Source organism: Pseudomonadota bacterium (assembly GCA_039028155.1).
Taxonomy (GTDB): Bacteria; Pseudomonadota; Alphaproteobacteria; order SP197; family SP197; genus JANQGO01.
Window position 1 is genome coordinate 1 of sequence record JBCCIS010000051.1, and the last position, 17,514, is coordinate 17,514.

At 63.1% G+C, this 17,514-nt stretch carries 17 protein-coding genes; 9 read left to right on the plus strand and 8 right to left on the minus strand.

Features of this window, described 5'->3' with window-relative positions; genetic code table 11:
- Positions 1-31 precede the first annotated feature (31 nt).
- The gene (locus AAF563_20545) at positions 32-931 is read left to right on the plus strand and encodes a LysR substrate-binding domain-containing protein (GenBank protein ID MEM7123677.1); all 900 of its coding nucleotides are present in this window, start codon (positions 32-34) and stop codon (positions 929-931) included.
- Positions 932-934: 3 nt separating this feature from the next.
- On the opposite strand, the gene AAF563_20550 is transcribed toward AAF563_20545, so the two are convergent.
- A complete protein-coding gene (locus tag AAF563_20550) occupies positions 935-1,324 on the minus strand; it encodes a RidA family protein (GenBank protein ID MEM7123678.1) in 390 nt (129 codons plus the stop codon).
- 104 nt (positions 1,325-1,428) lie between these two features.
- Here AAF563_20550 and AAF563_20555 point away from each other — a divergent pair, with 104 nt between their 5' ends.
- The 5 genes from AAF563_20555 (at position 1,429) to hutU (ending at position 8,515) form a co-directional block, all read left to right on the plus strand.
- Positions 1,429-2,913, plus strand: a complete 1,485-nt coding sequence (locus tag AAF563_20555; GenBank protein ID MEM7123679.1) for an aldehyde dehydrogenase — start codon at positions 1,429-1,431, stop codon at positions 2,911-2,913.
- Between the two features lie 302 nt (positions 2,914-3,215).
- A complete protein-coding gene (locus AAF563_20560) occupies positions 3,216-4,316 on the plus strand; it encodes an extracellular solute-binding protein (protein ID MEM7123680.1) in 1,101 nt (366 codons plus the stop codon).
- Positions 4,317-4,325: 9 nt separating this feature from the next.
- Positions 4,326-5,504 (plus strand): serine hydrolase domain-containing protein, encoded by a 1,179-nt coding sequence (locus AAF563_20565; protein ID MEM7123681.1) that lies wholly within the window; start codon positions 4,326-4,328, stop codon positions 5,502-5,504.
- A gap of 170 nt (positions 5,505-5,674) precedes the next feature.
- Positions 5,675-6,745, plus strand: coding sequence for an LLM class flavin-dependent oxidoreductase (locus tag AAF563_20570; GenBank protein ID MEM7123682.1), 1,071 nt, complete (start codon positions 5,675-5,677; stop codon positions 6,743-6,745).
- 93 nt (positions 6,746-6,838) lie between these two features.
- Entirely contained in the window at positions 6,839-8,515 is a 1,677-nt protein-coding gene (gene hutU / locus AAF563_20575; GenBank protein ID MEM7123683.1) for a urocanate hydratase, read from the plus strand.
- 162 nt (positions 8,516-8,677) lie between these two features.
- On the opposite strand, the gene AAF563_20580 is transcribed toward hutU, so the two are convergent.
- Positions 8,678-9,847: an acyl-CoA dehydrogenase family protein gene (locus AAF563_20580; protein ID MEM7123684.1), complete on the minus strand. Its 1,170-nt coding sequence runs from the start codon at positions 9,845-9,847 to the stop codon at positions 8,678-8,680.
- A gap of 16 nt (positions 9,848-9,863) precedes the next feature.
- A complete protein-coding gene (locus AAF563_20585; GenBank protein ID MEM7123685.1) occupies positions 9,864-10,868 on the minus strand; it encodes an ornithine cyclodeaminase family protein in 1,005 nt (334 codons plus the stop codon).
- A gap of 151 nt (positions 10,869-11,019) precedes the next feature.
- Between AAF563_20585 and AAF563_20590 the strand changes: the two genes are divergently transcribed.
- On the plus strand, positions 11,020-11,637 hold the full coding sequence (locus AAF563_20590) for an ABC transporter ATP-binding protein (GenBank protein ID MEM7123686.1): 618 nt from the start codon (positions 11,020-11,022) through the stop codon (positions 11,635-11,637).
- Positions 11,634-12,437 (plus strand): iron export ABC transporter permease subunit FetB, encoded by an 804-nt coding sequence (gene fetB, locus AAF563_20595; protein ID MEM7123687.1) that lies wholly within the window; start codon positions 11,634-11,636, stop codon positions 12,435-12,437. Before AAF563_20590 ends, fetB begins: the two co-directional genes overlap by 4 nt.
- A gap of 69 nt (positions 12,438-12,506) precedes the next feature.
- Here the strand turns inward: fetB and AAF563_20600 are convergent, their stop codons facing one another.
- From AAF563_20600 to AAF563_20620, 5 genes are all read right to left on the minus strand, one after another.
- Positions 12,507-13,310, minus strand: coding sequence for an alpha/beta fold hydrolase (locus AAF563_20600; protein ID MEM7123688.1), 804 nt, complete (start codon positions 13,308-13,310; stop codon positions 12,507-12,509).
- Between the two features lie 116 nt (positions 13,311-13,426).
- Positions 13,427-14,206, minus strand: a complete 780-nt coding sequence (locus tag AAF563_20605) for an EF-hand domain-containing protein (protein ID MEM7123689.1) — start codon at positions 14,204-14,206, stop codon at positions 13,427-13,429.
- A 184-nt stretch (positions 14,207-14,390) separates the two neighbouring features.
- The gene (locus AAF563_20610; protein ID MEM7123690.1) at positions 14,391-14,768 is read right to left on the minus strand and encodes a nuclear transport factor 2 family protein; all 378 of its coding nucleotides are present in this window, start codon (positions 14,766-14,768) and stop codon (positions 14,391-14,393) included.
- A gap of 56 nt (positions 14,769-14,824) precedes the next feature.
- Positions 14,825-15,628, minus strand: coding sequence for a polyphosphate kinase 2 (gene ppk2 / locus AAF563_20615; protein MEM7123691.1), 804 nt, complete (start codon positions 15,626-15,628; stop codon positions 14,825-14,827).
- A gap of 241 nt (positions 15,629-15,869) precedes the next feature.
- The gene (locus AAF563_20620; GenBank protein MEM7123692.1) at positions 15,870-16,472 is read right to left on the minus strand and encodes a flavodoxin family protein; all 603 of its coding nucleotides are present in this window, start codon (positions 16,470-16,472) and stop codon (positions 15,870-15,872) included.
- Between the two features lie 155 nt (positions 16,473-16,627).
- On the opposite strand from AAF563_20620, the gene gcvA reads away from it, so the two are divergent.
- Positions 16,628-17,506 carry a transcriptional regulator GcvA gene (gene gcvA, locus AAF563_20625; GenBank protein ID MEM7123693.1) on the plus strand — a complete coding sequence of 293 codons (879 nt, stop codon included), beginning with the start codon at positions 16,628-16,630 and terminating at the stop codon, positions 17,504-17,506.
- Positions 17,507-17,514: the final 8 nt, after the last annotated feature.

Sequence of the window (17,514 nt, forward strand, 5' to 3'; positions counted from 1 at the left end):
AAAAGGCTGATCTTCGCGTAAGCTTTTTTTCATGCAAAGCCTGCGTATGCGCCTGCCGCCGGTCAACAGCCTGGTCGCCTTCGAGGCGGCCGCCCGGCATTTGAGCATCACCCGCGCGGCCCAGGAACTGACCGTCAGCCGCGAGGCGGTGAGCCGGCATATTCGTATTCTGGAAGAGCATCTGGGCACCGATCTGTTTTTCCGGCGCCACCGCGCGATCGAGCTGACGGAGGCCGGCGAGGCGCTCTATGCGACGGTCTCCAGGAGCCTGGGCGCCATCGCCAAGACGGCCGGCGAGTTGGGCCAAGCCGCCGGTTCGTCGCGTGTAACGGTGACGGCGACCGTGGCCATCGCCTCGTTTTGGCTGACGCCGCGCCTGCCGGCATTCCGCTCAGCAAACAAGGACCTGGAGTTGCGCATCAGGGTGTCTGATGCTCCGCTCGACATGATTGAGGAGGGCATCGATGTCGGGTTGCGCTACGGCGATGGCGCCTGGCCCGGTCTCAAGGCGCGCCATCTGTTCGACACCGACACGTTCCCGGTCTGCGCGCCCGGCTTTCTCGAAACCGCCGGCGCCATCGCGAAGCCGGCCGATCTGTTGTCGCAGCCGCTGCTGAACCTGGATGGCGCGCCCCATTCCGACGAGGACTGGGCATGGTGGCTGGAGGGTTCGGGCGTCAAGCTGCCGGCGAACTTCCGCACGCTGGGCTACGACAACTACGCCAACATCGTTCAGGCAGCGATCGAGGGCCATGGCGTAGCGCTCGGTTTCAGCCGCATCGTCGATCACCACCTGGCGCGTGGCGACCTCGTCCGACCGATGGAGACCGTCATGTCGCGCGGCTATGGCGTCTACGTCGTGACGCCGCGCGGTACGCGCCTGGGACCGGCCGCGCAACGCTTCCACGACTGGGTCGTCGCGCAGGCGTGAGTGTTACCGCGGGCTGTAGGCGACGACCTCGATCTCGATCCGGACGTCGACCAGCAATTGTGTCAGCACCGCCGAGCGTGCCGGCGGATCCTCCGGGAAGTACTCCGCATAGACGCTGTTGAAGCCGGGGAAGTCCTCGACATCGCGCAGCCACACCATCGCCTTCACCACGTCGTCGCGCGTGCAGCCGGCCTCGGCAAGCGTCTCTGTGATCAGGTCCAGGACGACACGTGTCTGATCTTCGATCGAGCCGTCGGTCATCGGCTCGCCGTCGCGAAAGGGGATCTGGCCGGTCAGGTAAACCATTTCCCCCGCGCGTACGGCCTTTGAGAGCGATAGCGTGCGCCCGCCGATGACCAGCGGCCCACCGATGATTTCCTTCGCCTTCGTCATGACGTCTGTTCCTTCGTTGATGGTGTTGCGTCGACCATACATCTAGCCACGACCGGGATACGTGCACTAGTTTCATGCCCGAATCGAGTCGGGGAGGTCGCGTCATGAGCGAGCCAAAGACCTATCAGATGTTCATCGACGGCGCGTGGTGCGACGCCGGAGACGGCGCCACGTTTGACAGCGTCAACCCGTCGACGGGCGCGGTGTGGGCCAAGATTCCGGCGGCGACCGAAGACGATGTCGACCGCGCCATCAAGGCTGCGCACCGCGCGTTCAGCGAAGGACCATGGGCGTCGATGACGCCTACGGAGCGCGGCAAGTATCTGCGCCGGTTGGGCGATCTTCTGGCCGACAAGTCGGAGGACCTCGGTCGCACCGAGACGATCGATACCGGCAAGATGCTGAAGGAAACGCGCTGGCAGGCGAAGTACATCGCCGAGTTCTTCCACTTCTATGCCGGCCTCGCCGACAAGGTGCACGGCGAGACACTGCCGATCGACAAGCCGGACCTCTGTGTCTTCACAACGCGCGAACCGCTCGGCGTCATCGCCGCCGTGGTGCCATGGAACAGTCAACTCTTCCTGGTCGCGGTGAAGATCGGCCCGGCTCTTGCCGCCGGCAACACGGTGGTCTTGAAGGCTTCGGAACACGCCTCGGCCGCCATGTTGGAGTTCGCCAAGCTGATCGAGGAAGCCGGCTTTCCAGACGGCGTCGTCAACTTTGTTACCGGTTTCGGCGAGCCGTGCGGACGGTTGCTGACCACCCATCCGCTGGTCGCGCGCATCAGCTTCACCGGCGGACCGGAGACGGCGCGCCACATCGTGCGCAACTCGGCCGAGAACTTCGCCGAGGTGTCGCTGGAACTGGGCGGCAAGTCGCCTGTTTTGGTGTTCGACGACGCGGATCTGGAAAGTGCGGTCAACGGGTCGATGGCGAGCATCTTCGGCGCCAGCGGCCAGAGCTGCGTCGCCGGTTCACGCATCTATCTGCACGAGAAGATCCACGACAAGTTCCTGGCCGACCTGACCGGGCGCGCCGAAAAGATCCTGATCGGCGATCCCCTGGCCGAGGAGACCCAGATGGGGCCCCTGTGCACATTGGGCCAACTCAACGCCTGCGAGACCCAGGTCGCCAAGGCCAAAGAGCAGGGCGGCACGGTGCATCACGGCGGCAAGCAGCCGGCGCACCTGAACGCCGGCTGGTTCTATGAGCCGACCATCGTCGAGTGCCCGGATCAGAAGATGGAGATCGTCGACACCGAGATGTTCGGGCCGGTGCTGTCGGTGCTTCGTTTCAAGGACGAGGATGAGGTGATCGCCAAGGCCAACGATACAAAATACGGCCTGGCGTCGGGTATCTTCACCAAGGACATCTCGCGCGCGCTTCGGGTGCAGAAGCAGATCCGTGCCGGCATCGTCTGGATCAACACCTATCGCGTGGTGTCGCCGATCGCCGAGTTCGGTGGCTTCAAGGATTCAGGCTACGGCCGGGAATCCGGCGCCCAGGCGATCTATGACTACACGCGGCCGAAGACGGTGTGGATCAACACCTCGCCCGCACCGATGGGCAATCCGTTCGTCATGCGTTGAGCATTTTCCGTTCGAGCGGCATCACCGTCCCGCTCCCCCATCCGACCACCCCGAGGATGCTGCCATGGGTGGCCGGGTGGGGGAGCGGGCCGGTCCCGGATTCGTGAAAACGAAAACCACCCTGGTTCGCGTGAAGATGATGTTACGCGAAGCGAACTATTTTCTACGTTTACGCCTGAGGCGCTCCGGCCCGAGCATGAAACCTGCTCGACGGGGCGGTCGGGTTTCCGTTAGGACGTGGTCGCAAGCGTCGGTCTGATACCGACGGGTGGCCCGATGGCTCATTTCTGGGGAGGCTTCACATGAAAACGATAAAGGGGCCGGTCATGGACCGGCGTGAGTTGGCCAAGAACCTCGCGGCGCTTGGTGTGAGTATCGTCAGCGTGCCGCTGATGACGCGTGGCGCCAAGGCGGCCGGCGAGGTCGAGGGGCACACCTGGGCCGGTTACGATTTGCCCGAGCTGATGGGCGGCTACCTAGAGAAGTATGGTGGGCCGCCGGAGTTCAGCTACATCGCTGACGACTATGAGTCGTTCGAGAAGGTTCGCGCCGGCTTCGCGCCGGACTTCATTCATCCCGGCAACTACATGATCCAGCGTTATGTCGACGCCGAGTTGATCCAGCCGATCGACACCAGCCGCCTCAGCAACTGGGGCACGATCGCGCCGGGCATCCAGGATATCTCAGGCGCCATCATCAACGATACCCGCTATTTCGTGCCGGCGGAGTTCGGTAACTCGTCGCTGCTCTATCGCACCGACATGATCGATCAGAAGTACATCAACGAGAACTCCTGGGCGATCCTATATGACGACGCCTATGCCAACCGGCTTTCGTGGTACGACACGTCGAACGCAACGGTCGCCGTGGCCGCGCTGATGCTGGGTTACGACAACATCTGGACGCTATCGGACGATCAGCTCGCCGAAGTACAGACATTGATGTCGAAACAGCGCGATCTCACACGCTTCTACTGGTCGGACGTGACCGAAATGGAGCAGGCAATCGCCAATGGCGAGGTTGTCGCGGCGTACGCCTGGAACCAGTCGTTCGTGACGCTGCAGGACGAGGGCGTGCCGGTCGGTTACATGGTGCCCAAGGAAGGCGTCTTCGCCTGGGGTTCCGGCTTCATCATCCACAAGGACGCGACCGATCTTGACGCCGTCTACACCTATATCGACGCGTGGATCGCGCCTGAATCCGGTGCCTGGCTGATTGACAACTACGGCTACGGCAGCGCCAACTTGGCGGCGTACGAGCTGCTGCCCCAGGAGCGGCTGGACCAGTTGGGTTTCTCGGACCCCGCGACGTTGATCGAAAACACGATCTTTTTCCCGGCGATGGATCCCGAGTTCGAGGTGAAGTACGAGACGCTGTACCAGGACGTCCGCGCGGGCCTTTAGTCTCCGCCCGTGGCGTCGGACGACCATGGGCTGGTGACGGTGCGCAACCCCGACCTCGACGTCGAGGCGGGCAACCAAGCGAACTGGAACCGGCCGGACAAACGCCGGTGGGGGTTTCACAACCTCCACCGGCTGTCCCGTTACGGCCTGAGCCTGCGCGCCACCAACGTTCTGCCGCTGACCAAGGTGATCGACCGGCGCATCGGCGATCTGCCGCCGGTGCGCCAGCTGACCGGCTCGACCATGTTCTCCGGCATGGCGGTGGTGCGCGATCAGACCGTGTTGTTCGAAACGTACGCTGCGGATTTCGGTCCGGACCAGCCGCACAGCATCCAGTCGATCAGCAAGACGACCATGCACCTGGTGTGCGGGCGCTTGGTCGAAGACGGATTGATCGACCTCGACGCCAAGGTCTCGACGTACCTGCCGGAGGTCGCCAGTGGTTATGCCGAGGCGACCGTGCAGCAGGTCCTCGATATGAACGTCATCAACAACTTCAACGAGGACTACGCCGACCCCTGGCACTTTGACGCGACGCCGGGCGCGACGGTCGGCTATGGGCGTGAGGAGATTGCCATGGGCTGGCGCCTGCAGCCCGCCGGCGAGCCGCCTTTCAGCTGCCGCGCTTTCGCCGCCCAACTGGTCAGCGACGACGTCACCAACCGGACCGGCATGGCCCAGTACAAGTCGCCGAACACGGACATCGCCGGCTGGATCGCAGAGCGCGTGAGCGGCAAGAGCCTGCGCGACCACATGATCGATATCGTCGAAGCGGCCGGCATCGAAGGAACCTGGCACATGTCGACCGATTGCGACGGCGTCCCGGTTATCGCGGGGGGTGTTTCGCTGACCGCGCGTGATCTCGCACGCTATGGCGGGCTGATCGCGCGGGGCGGCCGTGGCGTCGACGGCAAGATGGTTGGCAGCCCGGCCTTCCTGGAGCGCACGCGCAGCGAGCAGGGCCAGCCGCGCTATGATGACCGCGAGGATCTCACCTATCACAACCAGCTGATGACCAACGGGCGCTGGGTCAGCCATGGCGGTTATGGCGGCCAGTACCTGCTGGTCGATCCCGACAGCCGAACGGTCGTCGTATTCTTCAGCGTTCTGGAGGACGAGGAAGGTTACGACGCCAGTTACTACCCCGACATCATCGCCATGGCCGAGGCGATCCTGCATTTGCCCTGAGCCACCTGTCGCCCGGCGCCTTAATGGCGGGCTAATCGGCGCACCGCGACGGCGCGTAACGCGTGAAGTTTTCGTTACGTAACGCCCATCCTTTTTGCCGTTTACGGTCTGACACGTGGCCCGTCTACTGCGTGCCGTCAACCGATGCCGCTGCACCAGGGAGTGTCGCCATGAAGTTCAGTCTTGCCATCAACATGGAACGCATGGATCCCGCGATCGACATGAAGGATGTCGCGCGCCACACGCTGGAGATGGTGCAGATGGCGGACCAGGGCGGCTTCGAGATCGCCTGGGCGGCCGAGCATCATGCGATCGAAATGACGATCGCGCCGGCTCCGTTCCCGCTGTTGACCTGGTGGGCGGCGCACACCGACAACATCCACCTGGGCACGGCTATCGTGCAGGCGCCCTATTGGCATCCGGTCAAGCTCGCCGGCGAGGCCGCCATGTTCGATCTGTTGAGCGGCGGCCGCCTGGAGTTCGGCATCGGCCGCGGCGCCTATCAGCGCGAGTTCAACCGCATGGCAGGCGGCCTGAAACAGCAAGTCGGTGTCGCCTATATGCAGGAGATGCTGCCGGTGCTCAAACAGCTGTGGGCCGGCGACTATGAGCATGACGGCGAGTTCTGGACATTCCCACCGACCACGTCGTGCCCCAAGCCGCTGCAGGATCCGCACCCGCCGATCTGGGTCGCCGCGCGTGATCCCGGCACCTTCGACTGGGCGTTGGCCAACGGCTGCAACATCATGACCTGGGCCCTGTCGCGCCCGTTCAGCGAGGTCGAGACCTATATGGGCCGCTTCGAAGACGCGCTGGCCAAGGCGCCGGACGTCAAACGCCCGACCTTCCTGACAATGCGTTATGCGGCAGTTTATGAGGACTCCAATGACTGGGAGCACTACGTCAATGCGGTGCGCCACCAAAGCGCGCAGTTCGAAAACCTGTTCAAAGAACTGGGCGAGGTGACCAACGGTTTCCCGGAGGTCATCGATCTGGCGAGCCTGGACAACCGCGCGGAATATGATGCCCAGATGCTGCGCGAGAACCTGATGTTCGGCACGCCCGACGAGGTCATTGCAAAGCTCAAGGCCTATGAGGCCCTCGGCGTCGACAACTTCCTTTACTGCGCCAGCTATGGTCTGCCGATGGAAGAGCAGCAAAAATCGCTGCGCCTGTTCGTCAACGAAGTCATGCCGGCGTTCGAAGGCAGTAACGCGCGCGAGCCGGTGGCGGCCGAGTAGAAAGCCCGAGGGATTCTCAATGCCCGGTTGACCGGCCCTCCGGCTCCCCTATAGAGGTCGTTCGACACCTGTCGGACACCGGGGAGCCAGGCCATGACAGCTAGCCAGAACCGCCGCGACAACACGCGTACGATCGCCGCGCCGCGCGGCCCGGACATCAGCGCCAAGAGCTGGCTGACCGAAGCACCCCTGCGCATGCTGATGAACAACCTGGATGCCGAGGTCGCCGAGAAACCAGAGGAGCTGGTCGTCTATGGCGGCATCGGGCGCGCCGCGCGCAACTGGGCCTGTTTCGACCGCATCGTCGCCACCTTGCGCGAGCTCGACGAGGACGAGACGCTGCTGGTCCAGTCCGGCAAGCCGGTCGGTGTCTTTCGCACCCACAAGGATGCGCCTCGCGTCCTGATCGCCAACTCCAACATGGTCGCGCACTGGTCGGACTGGGACCATTTCCACGAACTCGACCGCGCCGGCCTCATGATGTACGGCCAGATGACCGCGGGGTCGTGGATCTATATCGGCAGCCAGGGCATCGTCCAGGGCACCTATGAGACCTTTGTCGAGGTCGGGCGCCAGCATTACGCCGGCGATCTCTCCGGCCGCTGGATTCTGACCGGCGGCTTGGGCGGCATGGGCGGCGCGCAGCCCTTGGCCGCGACCATGGCCGGGGCCTCGATGCTGGCCGTCGAGTGCCAGCCATCGCGCATCGAGATGCGGCTGAAGACCGGTTACCTCGACAAAAGCACGGACAATCTGGATGACGCGCTCGCGATGATCGAGGAGGCGACGTCGAAGAAGCAAGCCGTCTCGATCGGCCTGCTCGGCAACGCGGCGGAGATCTTCCCGGAGCTGGTCAAACGCGGCGCCCATCCCGATGTCGTCACCGACCAGACGAGCGCCCACGATCCGCTGAACGGCTATCTGCCGGCCGGCTGGTCGCTCGCCGAGTGGGACGAGCGGCGCGAGAGCGATCCGGACGGTACGGTGAAGGCGGCAAAGGAATCGATGGCGGTGCAGGTCCAGGCCATGCTCGACTTCTGGAACGCCGGCGTGCCGACGTTGGATTACGGCAACAACATCCGCCAGATGGCGCAGGAGATGGGCGTCGAGCACGCCTTCGACTTCCCGGGTTTCGTGCCGGCCTATATCCGGCCGTTGTTCTGCCGCGGCGTCGGCCCGTTCCGATGGGCCGCGCTCTCCGGCGACCCCGAAGACATCTACGCCACCGACGCCAAGGTGAAGGAGCTGATCCCCGACGATAAACACCTGCACACCTGGCTCGACATGGCGAGAGAGCGCATCCACTTCCAAGGACTGCCGTCGCGCATCTGCTGGGTCGGGCTGGGCCAGCGCGATAAACTGGGTCTTGCGTTCAACGAGATGGTGCGTACCGGAGAGTTGAAGGCGCCGATCGTCATCGGCCGCGACCATCTGGACTCTGGCTCGGTTGCCAGCCCCAACCGCGAGACCGAATCCATGAAGGACGGTTCGGATGCGATCGCTGACTGGCCGCTCTTGAACGCGCTGTTGAACACTGCGTCGGGCGCGACCTGGGTGTCGATCCATCACGGCGGCGGCGTCGGCATTGGCTTCTCGCAACACGCCGGCATGGTGATCTGCTGCGACGGCAGTGAGGACGCCGACCGGCGCATCGCGCGCGTGCTCTGGAACGATCCCGCCAGCGGCGTCATGCGCCACGCCGATGCCGGTTACGAGATCGCCATCGAGTGCGCCGCCGAACACCACCTGAAGCTGCCGATGCTGGAGTGAGTCTTTTGCGCGCTGCCGTGCGCGGACCCCTCACTTCGGCCCTCTCCCTCAAGGGGAGAGGGAGCGTCGTGTTCCCCTCTCCCCGGCGAGGGAGAGGGATGTCGAGGCTTGGGCGCGTCAGCGTCCTAGCCGGAGCTGGGTGAGGGGGCGGCGCGCCAACCGCTAAAGTCTCGTGTAGAGACCCAAGCCTCGTTTCTTGATCTGCCCGGCAATGACGACGCGCTGGATTTCCGACGTACCTTCGACGATGCGTTCCAGGCGGACGCTGCGGTAGAGGCGCTCGGTCGGGTACTCCACGAGATAGCCGCGCCCGCCCATGATCTGCAGCGCTTCGTCGCAGACCCGGCCCGCCATTTCCGTACACACCAGCTTGACGGCCGAGGCGCGGGCGTGGGCGAGCTTGCGTTCGATGCCCGAATCGATCTCGGCGGCGCAGCGGTAGAGCAGGGTCTTCGCCGTCATGATGTCGACCGCCATGTCGGCGATCTTGAAGGCGATCGCCTGGAAGTCACCGACCTTCTGGCCGAACGCCTCTCGCTCGCGGGCGTAGGCCTCGGCAGTCTCGGCGGCGCGGATGGCGGAACCGACACAGCGCGCGGCGATGAACATGCGCTGCTCGATGAACCAGTCTTTAGTCAGCTCGAAACCCTGCCCGATCTCGCCCAGGATCTGGCCTGCGTCGATCCTCATGTCTTCAAGGAGGATCTGCGGCGTGCGCCCTGAACGGTTCAGCATGTGTTTGGAAAGGTGCTTGACCGACATGCCGGGTGTGCCCTTGTCGACGATGAAGAGTGTCGCCTTTTCCGGGTCGCCGTCGACGTTGCTGTGCAGCAGCGAATAGTCCGCATAGTTGGCGTGGCTGGCGAACCACTTCTCGCCGTTGATGACGTAGTGGTTGCCGTCCTGGACGGCGGTCGACGTGATAGCGCGCGCGTCGGAGCCCGCGTCCTTTTCCGATACCATGAAGGCGACGGACTTTTCGCCGTTGATGGTGGGCTTGAGGTACTTCTCCTTCTGCTCCGGCGTCGCGAATTTCAGGGAGTAGGGCGGCACGATCGAGTGGATCAACGCCAATCCGCCGGTCGCCTTGCCGAGTTCCTCGTAGATCAGGCATTGCTGGACGACGTTGTAACCACGCCCGCCGTCCTCGACGCTGTGGTTCATGCCCGAAAGCCCGAAGTCGACCGAGGCCTTGAGAATCATCTGCATGGTGTCAGGCGGCACACCGGCGTCGTCCTCGGCCAATTCCTCGTAGGGAAATAGCCAGGTCTCGGCGAAGTCCTTGGCCTTGGCCTGAAGCGCGCGGTCGGCCGCGCTTAAGGTGATATCCATCGTGGCGCTCCTTGGTTCAGCGATAGGGCAGGCTGGTACCGATGCCGAGCTTAGCGGCCTTGTCGACCATGGCCTGGCCCAGCGCGATATCGGACAGACTTAAGCCCCGGTGCCAGAACAGAATCGTCTCGTCATCGCTCTCGCGGCCCGGCCGGTCGCCGGCGACGATCTGACACATTTCGGCGTGCAGGTTCTCCTGCGTCACCTTGCCTTCGTCGACATGGCGGCGCAGCGACCCGTATGGCCGCCCCGGCTGGCACTGCACCCAATCGTCGACGACGACTTTGTCCATGATGTCGGTCAGCGAGAACTCGACCGCGCTCATGGTGCCATAGGGCACGACAAAGCCGCCCCTGGGCACCCAGTCGGTCTTGAAGTGCGGGTGGGGTTCGGGCAGGCGCGAGGCCTCGACCTGGATGTCGGCGCCTTTCAGGCAGCTCTCCCAATCGTCGGTGACAATGACGGTCTTGCCGAGGTCGCGTGACAGCCGTTCGCCAAACGCATCGCGGCTTTCGGGCCGGCGCGAATGAACGCGGATCTCATCGAAGTCGAACAGGTGATCCAAAAGGCGCACGTTCCAATAGGACGAACCACGCGCGCCGATGTTGCCGAGCCGCTTGCTCGATTTGCGTGCCAGGTACTTGGCGCCCAGCGCGGTCATGGCGCCCGTGCGCATGTCGGTGATGGCGGTCGCGTCCAGCAGTGCCTTGGGCATGCCGGTCTCGGGGCTGAACAGATTCAGCAGTGCCATCTCAGAGGGCAGGCCGCGCTTATAGTTGTTGACGAAATCGCCAACGATCTTGACGCCGGCCACGTCCAACGGTTGGACATAGCCTCGCAGAACATTGAAGTGGCCCTTGTCGGAGCTTTCGGGCACCAGGTGAACGCGCGGCTCCAGAACGGTCTGGTCGCGCCCCTGGGCGAGCAGCCCCGATTCGACGGCGTCCAGAATCTCGTCGTCGGTCATGGCGAGCCGCTCGATGTCCGGTCCGTTCAGATAGGTCATCGCGATCTCGGTCATGGCGCTGGTTTCCTCCCCGCTGGCCCCGACTCTATAGCCGGTTGATCGTGTGCTTGCATCAGGCCCGCCGAACGGCGAAGTTTCGCCATGCCCAAAGACACATCGTACCGCCGCCCGGTCGGGTTTTCGCCGGGCTCCGACCGGCCCTGATATGACGATCGACAGCCTGCCTCTTCTCGCGGTCGAGAATGTCGTCCGTCCCGGCCTTTCGCCCGTCAGCCTCGCGCTTGCCGCCGGCTCGTGTGCCGTGGTGATGGGGCCGTCCGGCGCGGGAAAGTCGATTCTGCTGCGCGCCATCGCTGATCTCGACCCCCATGAGGGCGTGGTCTCGCTGAACGGTGTCGCCTGTTCGGCCATGTCCGGCCCGGCCTGGCGCTCCAAGGTCAGCTATGTCGCGGCGGAGCCCGGCTGGTGGGCGGAGTCGCCGGTTGAACACATGGCGTCGCCGCAACGCGGCCGCGACCTGCTCGACCCACTGGGCCTGACCGAGGCCGTGTTCGAGGGCCAGATCGCGCGTCTGTCGACTGGCCAGCGCCAGCGCCTGGCGCTTATCCGCGCCCTGATCCAAGAGCCCGACGTGCTGTTGCTCGACGAGCCGACGGGCCCGCTGGATGGGGACAGTCGTGACCGGGTCGCCGATCTTCTGGAATCCAGGCGCGCCGACGGCATGGGTTTGCTGATCACCACCCACGACCGCGCCTTCGCCGAGCGCATGGGCGATCAACTCTACCACATGGAAGCGGGCGTCATGGAGGCGGTACACCAATGAGCTACATCCAGCTTACGTATTGGGATATTGCCCTGGCGGCCCTGCTTCTGGTCGTCAACGGGACGCTGTCGATCCTCTTGTCGCTGGGCGTCGCACGCCGGATCTTCATCGCCGCCGTGCGCATGACTGTCCAGCTTCTTCTGGTCGGCCTGGTGCTGTCGTTCCTTTTCGAACTGGCGTCGCCGATCTGGACCGGGTTGATGGCGCTCGTCATGGTCGCCGTCGCCGGGTACGAGGCGATGGCGCGCCAAAAGAACCGCTTCAAAGGCTGGTGGTCCTACGGCTTGGGCGTGTCGACGCTTCTGGTCGCGACGTTCAGTGTCACCATCCTTGCACTCGGGACCCAGATCAGACCCGACCCGTGGTTTGACCCGCGTTACGCCATCCCATTGCTCGGCATGATCCTGGGTAACGCGCTGACCGGCGTCAGCTTGGGACTGGACACGCTGACCACGGCGGTTGTCCGCGAACGGCCATCGATCGAGGCGCGCATCTCGCTCGGCCAGCCGCGTTTCGAAGCCATGGGCAATGTCATGCGCGACGCGCTGCGCGCCGGTTTCATGCCGATCATCAATTCGATGTCGGCGACCGGCATCGTCTCGTTGCCGGGCATGATGACCGGCCAGATCCTGGCCGGCGTGCCACCGGCCCAGGCGGTGAAGTACCAACTTCTCGTCCTGTTCCTGATCGGCGGTGCGACCGGTTTCGGTGTCGTCCTGTCAGTACTGGGCGGTGTTCGGCGACTGACCGACGAACGTCATCGGCTGCGCCTGGACCGTCTGCTGGTGCGGTCGTCGTAGCGCGCGCCGTGGTTGGTAGAACAGCTCATCGGTTCTACATGACGGCATGAACCCGCTTACGATCGCTGGTCAGTCCGAAAAGAACTCACGCAGGATGCCGCCGACGATGTCCGGCGCTTCCAGCAGGACGCTATGGCGCAAGCGCGGCAGGATAATGAGCTCGGCATCTGGTAGGCGCTCGTACATCAGGCGCGCCATGCGCGGGTTCGATCCCTGGTCGAACTCGCCGGTCATGACCAGTGTGCGATTCGAAATCCGGTGGAGATCGTCAGCGAAGTCGGATTCGGCGAGTACGCGGTAACAGGCGGCGTAGCGGTCGGTATCCATACGACCGATCACCCGCTTCTTTTCTGCCAGCAGTTGGGGATGTTCGGCGCGGAAGCTATCGGTAAACCAGCGTGATGCCGACGCATCGAAATAGCTGACCGGCGGCTCGTTGCGGATAAAGTCGAGACGACTCCGCACGCGATCACGTTCCTCCGGTGTCCTTCCGGCAACCGTCGACAGGAGGGCAAGGCGGTCGACCCGGTCGGGATGGGCCAGCGTGAACGCCTGGGCGATCAGGCCGCCGAGAGAAAAGCCGGCTAGGTGCGTCTTGTTGATGCCCGCATGGTCCAGCAGGCAGACGAGATCGTCGACGAAATCGCCGGCCGCGTAGTCGCCGGGCGGTTGGCCGGACCGGCCATGGCTTCTGAGGTCGTAACGAATGGTTTGGAAACGCCCGCCGAACCGGTCGATGACACCAAGCCAGTCATCTGACCAGGTACCGACACCGTGGATCAGCGTGACGGGCGCGCCGGATCCCTTGAGCTCATAGTAGATCGCATGACCGTCGTGGTTGAGGCTGGTTGGCGGCGTTTTGTCCGGTGCCATGCTTCAGCTCGCTGCCCTAGCGGGGATCGTGAGCGCACGAGCATAGGGTAAGAAAACGAACGGCGCGACGACCGAAGTCGTGCGCGCCGCCCGCCGCGAGGAGACGAGGGGGAGGGTCAGCCCGCGTCTTTACGGCAATCGCGGTGGCGATCGCGATCCGATGCTTCGTCAAGCGTGATGGCGCCGTCACCGTCGGCATCCAGGCACTCGAACATGTTCGGTTTGGTGTTGGCGAACTCTTCAGCCGAAATCTGGCCGTCGCCGTCAGCATCCGCGCGCTCGAACATGCGATGGCCTTTGCCGTGGCCCTGGTGGTCCGACTCGGCCTTGCGTGCGGCGTATGCCTCTGAGACGTCGTTGGCGGATATGAAGCCGTCACCGTCGGTATCGATCTCGGTGAACGTCTCGGCGCGCAGGGTCATGATCTCGTCCATCGTCACTTGGCCGTCGCTGTTAAGGTCGGCCTTGTCCATGAGCTTTTCGCCGTGACGGCCTTCGTCGGCTTCGGCTTGGGTGACGATACCGTCACCATCAGCATCGAGCCGTTCGAACTTCTTCAAGCCCTTGAACTCGCCGCTCATGAACTCGTCTGTCGAGACGAGACCATCACTGTCGGTGTCGAACTTGTCGATCATCTTGTCGCCGTGACGCTCGGCACGCACCTGCTGGGCCTCCTCAATCGTCACGTAACCGTCGGCATTGACGTCCATGGTCGTGAACATGGTGTCACGCGTGACCTGCCATTCTTCCATGGTGATCGAGCCGTCCGCATCGATGTCGGCGCGATTGAACATCTCTTCCGCGCGGTCGCCGGCGGAATGGGCTTCGTACGAGATACCGGCGAGCAGAAGCAGCAAGGCCGTGGCGGCCAGGGTGGGGGTAACAACGCGATCCATAAGTTTCTTCTCTCTTGTCATGGTGTGTGGTGGTTGTGCTTCTCATACGCACGGCCTTCCCAAACCCTTCGCAAAAAAGTTTCCCGGTGTGATTTTTGTGCCGTCGCCATGTTGGCAGCGCACTTGCGGCCATGAATCCGCCACGTTGTGTCACGTCTGTGATGACGTGGGGCTCGCGCAGATCTCAGTCTGGGCTGAAAAACGCTTTGTTGACGATGCGCCATTCATCGCCTGTTCGCTGCATCACCAGATAGTCGGTGAAATGCCTATTCTGGTAACGCACGTTGACCTTGGCGACGGCGACCGGCCCCGTACGATCAACAGATACCAGATGCATGTCATAGGGCTCGCCCTCAACCTTAGGTGCGGGGCTGCTACCGATTTGCTCGATGAAGCCCTTTACCGGGAAGGCGTGGCTGCCGCGGGGGTTCTCGCCAAACAACCAGCATTGGGGGTGGAAGATCCGTTGAAGGCGCTCGGTGTCAGCTTCGTACATACCGAGGAAGTAATCCTCGACAATGACTTCAATCGCTTTGTCGTCCGTATCAGCAGGTTCTTGCATGGCCCCTCCTTGCACCCGGGTCGATATCCCGGCCGAAGTCTGCTGTCAGGTCACGTCTAGTAAGTCACGCCGTCGGGATGATCGATGATCTTGGCGTCCGGCGTGCCGATGACGTTGGGTTGCTTGCCCTCATAGTCCAAGCCGCACAGCAGATGGCGCATGGTCGCGAGCCGGGCGCGGTGCTTGTCTTCCGCGTTAACCACCGTCCACGGCGCGAAGGGCGTGTCGGTCGCGGCGAACATCTCCTCGCGCGCCTTGGTGTAATCGTCCCATTTCTCGACGGCGGCAATGTCGATCGGGCTCATCTTCCACTGCTTCAGGGGGTCCTTGCGGCGGCGCTCGAAGCGGCGCTGCTGTTCGTGCTGGCTGATCGCAAGCCAGTACTTGATCAGCACGATGCCGTCATCCAGCAGCATGCGTTCAAACGCCGGGGCCTGGTTCATGAACAGGCGGTATTGCGACTCGTCACAGAAATCCATGACGCGCTCGACGCCGGCGCGATTGTACCAGGAGCGATCGAACAACACGATTTCGCCCTTGGTCGGCATGTGCGTGACGTAGCGTTGAAAGTACCATTGACCGCGTTCGGTCTCGTTGGGTTTGGGCAAGGCGACGACGCGGGCGACACGCGGGTTCAGGTGTTCGGTGATCGCCTTGATCATGCCGCCCTTGCCGGCGGCGTCGCGCCCCTCGAACACCACGACCAGGCGCTGGCCAGTCTCCGTCACCCAGCGTTGCATGCGGACCAGCTCGATCTGAAGCGGTTCCTTCTTCTTCTCGTACTTCTTGCGTCCCAGCGGCTCGGGATAGGGGTAGTCGCCTTCCTCGAAAGACTTTCTGACCGCCGTCTTCGCATCCATGACCTAGACTCCCAACGCCATACCGCCGCTCCGCCTGTTGCCGACATACCTTCGGCGCTCGGGGCATGTCACGACCCAATAGCCGCATATATTCAGGCGGTCACAAGCATAACGTCTTGGGCGTTAGGCCGCACGTCGGCATCGTCGGCGGACAGAGCGCATGCGCCTAGGCGGTCGTCTCTGGTTTCGTGGCGTTCGGTTCGGTCGATCGAGATCGATTGGAATCAGGGAATGTGTCCCTTCATTCCTGCCCATAAATCTGTTGGGCAACGGCATCGCAGCGCTCAAGGAAGGCAGGATATTCGACCACGTCTCCAGCCTCGCGCACGCCCCAGGCGCGGATCAGAAACTGGTGCTCGAAGCCAAGAAGCCGGAACCCCGTCGCGTAACGTTCTAGAAGGTCACCGTAGCGGTCCTCGCCCTCACCCTGGGTTTGCACAAGAATCAACCGGCGCCCAGGACCAAGACGGCTCTTTCGCGCTTGGTTCGGATAATCCGGCACCAGGAAGGAGAAAAAGCGGTCGATCACCGACTTCAATTGGCCAGTCAGGTTGGTGAAGTAGACCGGGCTCGCCAACACAAGAACGTCCGACTGGGTGATGCTCTCCAGCACCGGCGTAAGATCGTCCTTCTGACCACAATGAGGCAGGTCGCCCTTGCAGCGGAAGAGGTTCCGGCAGCCGCCATAGGACAGCTCCGACAGGGCGACCTGCTGGACTGGCGCGCCGTGATCCACCGCTCGCTGGCAGAAACGTCTGGCGAGCGTCTCGCTGTTGCCGCTTGGCCGAGGGCTGCCGAGCAGGCAAAGGGTGCGCCGTTCGGCTGTGTTCCTGTGTTGGGTCAAGCTTGTTTCCTTTTGTGGCAGATGATCAAAAAATGTCATCTGTCGATCGATCGAAATCGAAACAACGCCTCTCGAACTTGAGGGAAACCAGTTGCTTCAACAAATGATCACTTGTCACACTAAACATGACATTCTGGCATTAAAGGATAAGTCCCATGAACCCGCGGCTTCCTGCTCTGAATGGCCTGCAAGCTTTCGAAGCCGTAGCCCGTCATAGGAGTTTTACCAGGGCTGCAGAAGAGCTCCGCTTAACCCAGACCGCGATCAGCCATCGGATCGGCCGGCTTGAAGCGCAGCTCGGTTTCCAGCTCTTCCTCCGGCACGGTCGCGATGTTGAGTTGAGCCCAGCGGGTCAAACCTACCTCCCGGGAGTACGCAGTGCTTTTGAGGCTCTTTACCGGGCAACGACGGACTTGCTTGACGAGGGCGGCAGCGGCGAACTGACGGTCAGTACACTTGTCTCTTTCGCCGCAAAGTGGCTGGTGCCGCGTCTGGCGGATTTTCAAAGCGCTCATCCGGAGGTCGCCGTCAGAATCCTGACCTCGCCTTTGCCGGTCGACTTTGCGCGCGAGTCCATTGACCTGGCGATCCGATACGGCGACGGGCGTTGGCCGGGATTGCGGGCCGACCTCCTGCTGCGAGAGGAGACCTTTCCGGTGTGCAGCCCGAAGCTCTTGGCGGATAGTGGACGCCTCAGCTGCCCTGAGGATCTGGCCGGTCATGTCTTGATCCACAACACCGCATTTCCCGAAGACTGGGCCCGATGGCTGGCGGCCGTCGGGCAACCGGACTTGGACGCCAAGGCGCATCTGAGATTCGATCTGGGTTTTGCCGCGATCGAAGCGGCGGCCGATGGTGCCGGTGTCGCTATGGGCCGCCGCTCACTAGCCGGTTACGACCTTTCGAAGGGAACCTTGGTCGCGCCTTTCGAGCTACGCATTCCGCGGCAAGCTTACTATCTGGTGGCGCCGCGACGCGGGGCCGAGCGACCCAAGGTGAAAATCTTTCGAGACTGGCTCTTGACTGCTGCGTGAGGCACCGC

What these genes read in the sequence shown, in the direction of transcription:
- AAF563_20545 (MEM7123677.1), top strand. Translation starts at nt 32, where the DNA reads ATGCAAAGCCTGCGTATGCGCCTGCCGCCGGTCAACAGCCTGGTCGCC.
- AAF563_20550 (MEM7123678.1), bottom strand. Translation starts at nt 1,324, where the DNA reads ATGACGAAGGCGAAGGAAATCATCGGTGGGCCGCTGGTCATCGGCGGG.
- AAF563_20555 (MEM7123679.1), top strand. Translation starts at nt 1,429, where the DNA reads ATGAGCGAGCCAAAGACCTATCAGATGTTCATCGACGGCGCGTGGTGC.
- AAF563_20560 (MEM7123680.1), top strand. Translation starts at nt 3,216, where the DNA reads ATGAAAACGATAAAGGGGCCGGTCATGGACCGGCGTGAGTTGGCCAAG.
- AAF563_20570 (MEM7123682.1), top strand. Translation starts at nt 5,675, where the DNA reads ATGAAGTTCAGTCTTGCCATCAACATGGAACGCATGGATCCCGCGATC.
- hutU (MEM7123683.1), top strand. Translation starts at nt 6,839, where the DNA reads ATGACAGCTAGCCAGAACCGCCGCGACAACACGCGTACGATCGCCGCG.
- AAF563_20580 (MEM7123684.1), bottom strand. Translation starts at nt 9,847, where the DNA reads ATGGATATCACCTTAAGCGCGGCCGACCGCGCGCTTCAGGCCAAGGCC.
- AAF563_20585 (MEM7123685.1), bottom strand. Translation starts at nt 10,868, where the DNA reads ATGACCGAGATCGCGATGACCTATCTGAACGGACCGGACATCGAGCGG.
- AAF563_20590 (MEM7123686.1), top strand. Translation starts at nt 11,020, where the DNA reads ATGACGATCGACAGCCTGCCTCTTCTCGCGGTCGAGAATGTCGTCCGT.
- fetB (MEM7123687.1), top strand. Translation starts at nt 11,634, where the DNA reads ATGAGCTACATCCAGCTTACGTATTGGGATATTGCCCTGGCGGCCCTG.
- AAF563_20600 (MEM7123688.1), bottom strand. Translation starts at nt 13,310, where the DNA reads ATGGCACCGGACAAAACGCCGCCAACCAGCCTCAACCACGACGGTCAT.
- AAF563_20605 (MEM7123689.1), bottom strand. Translation starts at nt 14,206, where the DNA reads ATGGATCGCGTTGTTACCCCCACCCTGGCCGCCACGGCCTTGCTGCTT.
- AAF563_20610 (MEM7123690.1), bottom strand. Translation starts at nt 14,768, where the DNA reads ATGCAAGAACCTGCTGATACGGACGACAAAGCGATTGAAGTCATTGTC.
- ppk2 (MEM7123691.1), bottom strand. Translation starts at nt 15,628, where the DNA reads ATGGATGCGAAGACGGCGGTCAGAAAGTCTTTCGAGGAAGGCGACTAC.
- gcvA (MEM7123693.1), top strand. Translation starts at nt 16,628, where the DNA reads ATGAACCCGCGGCTTCCTGCTCTGAATGGCCTGCAAGCTTTCGAAGCC.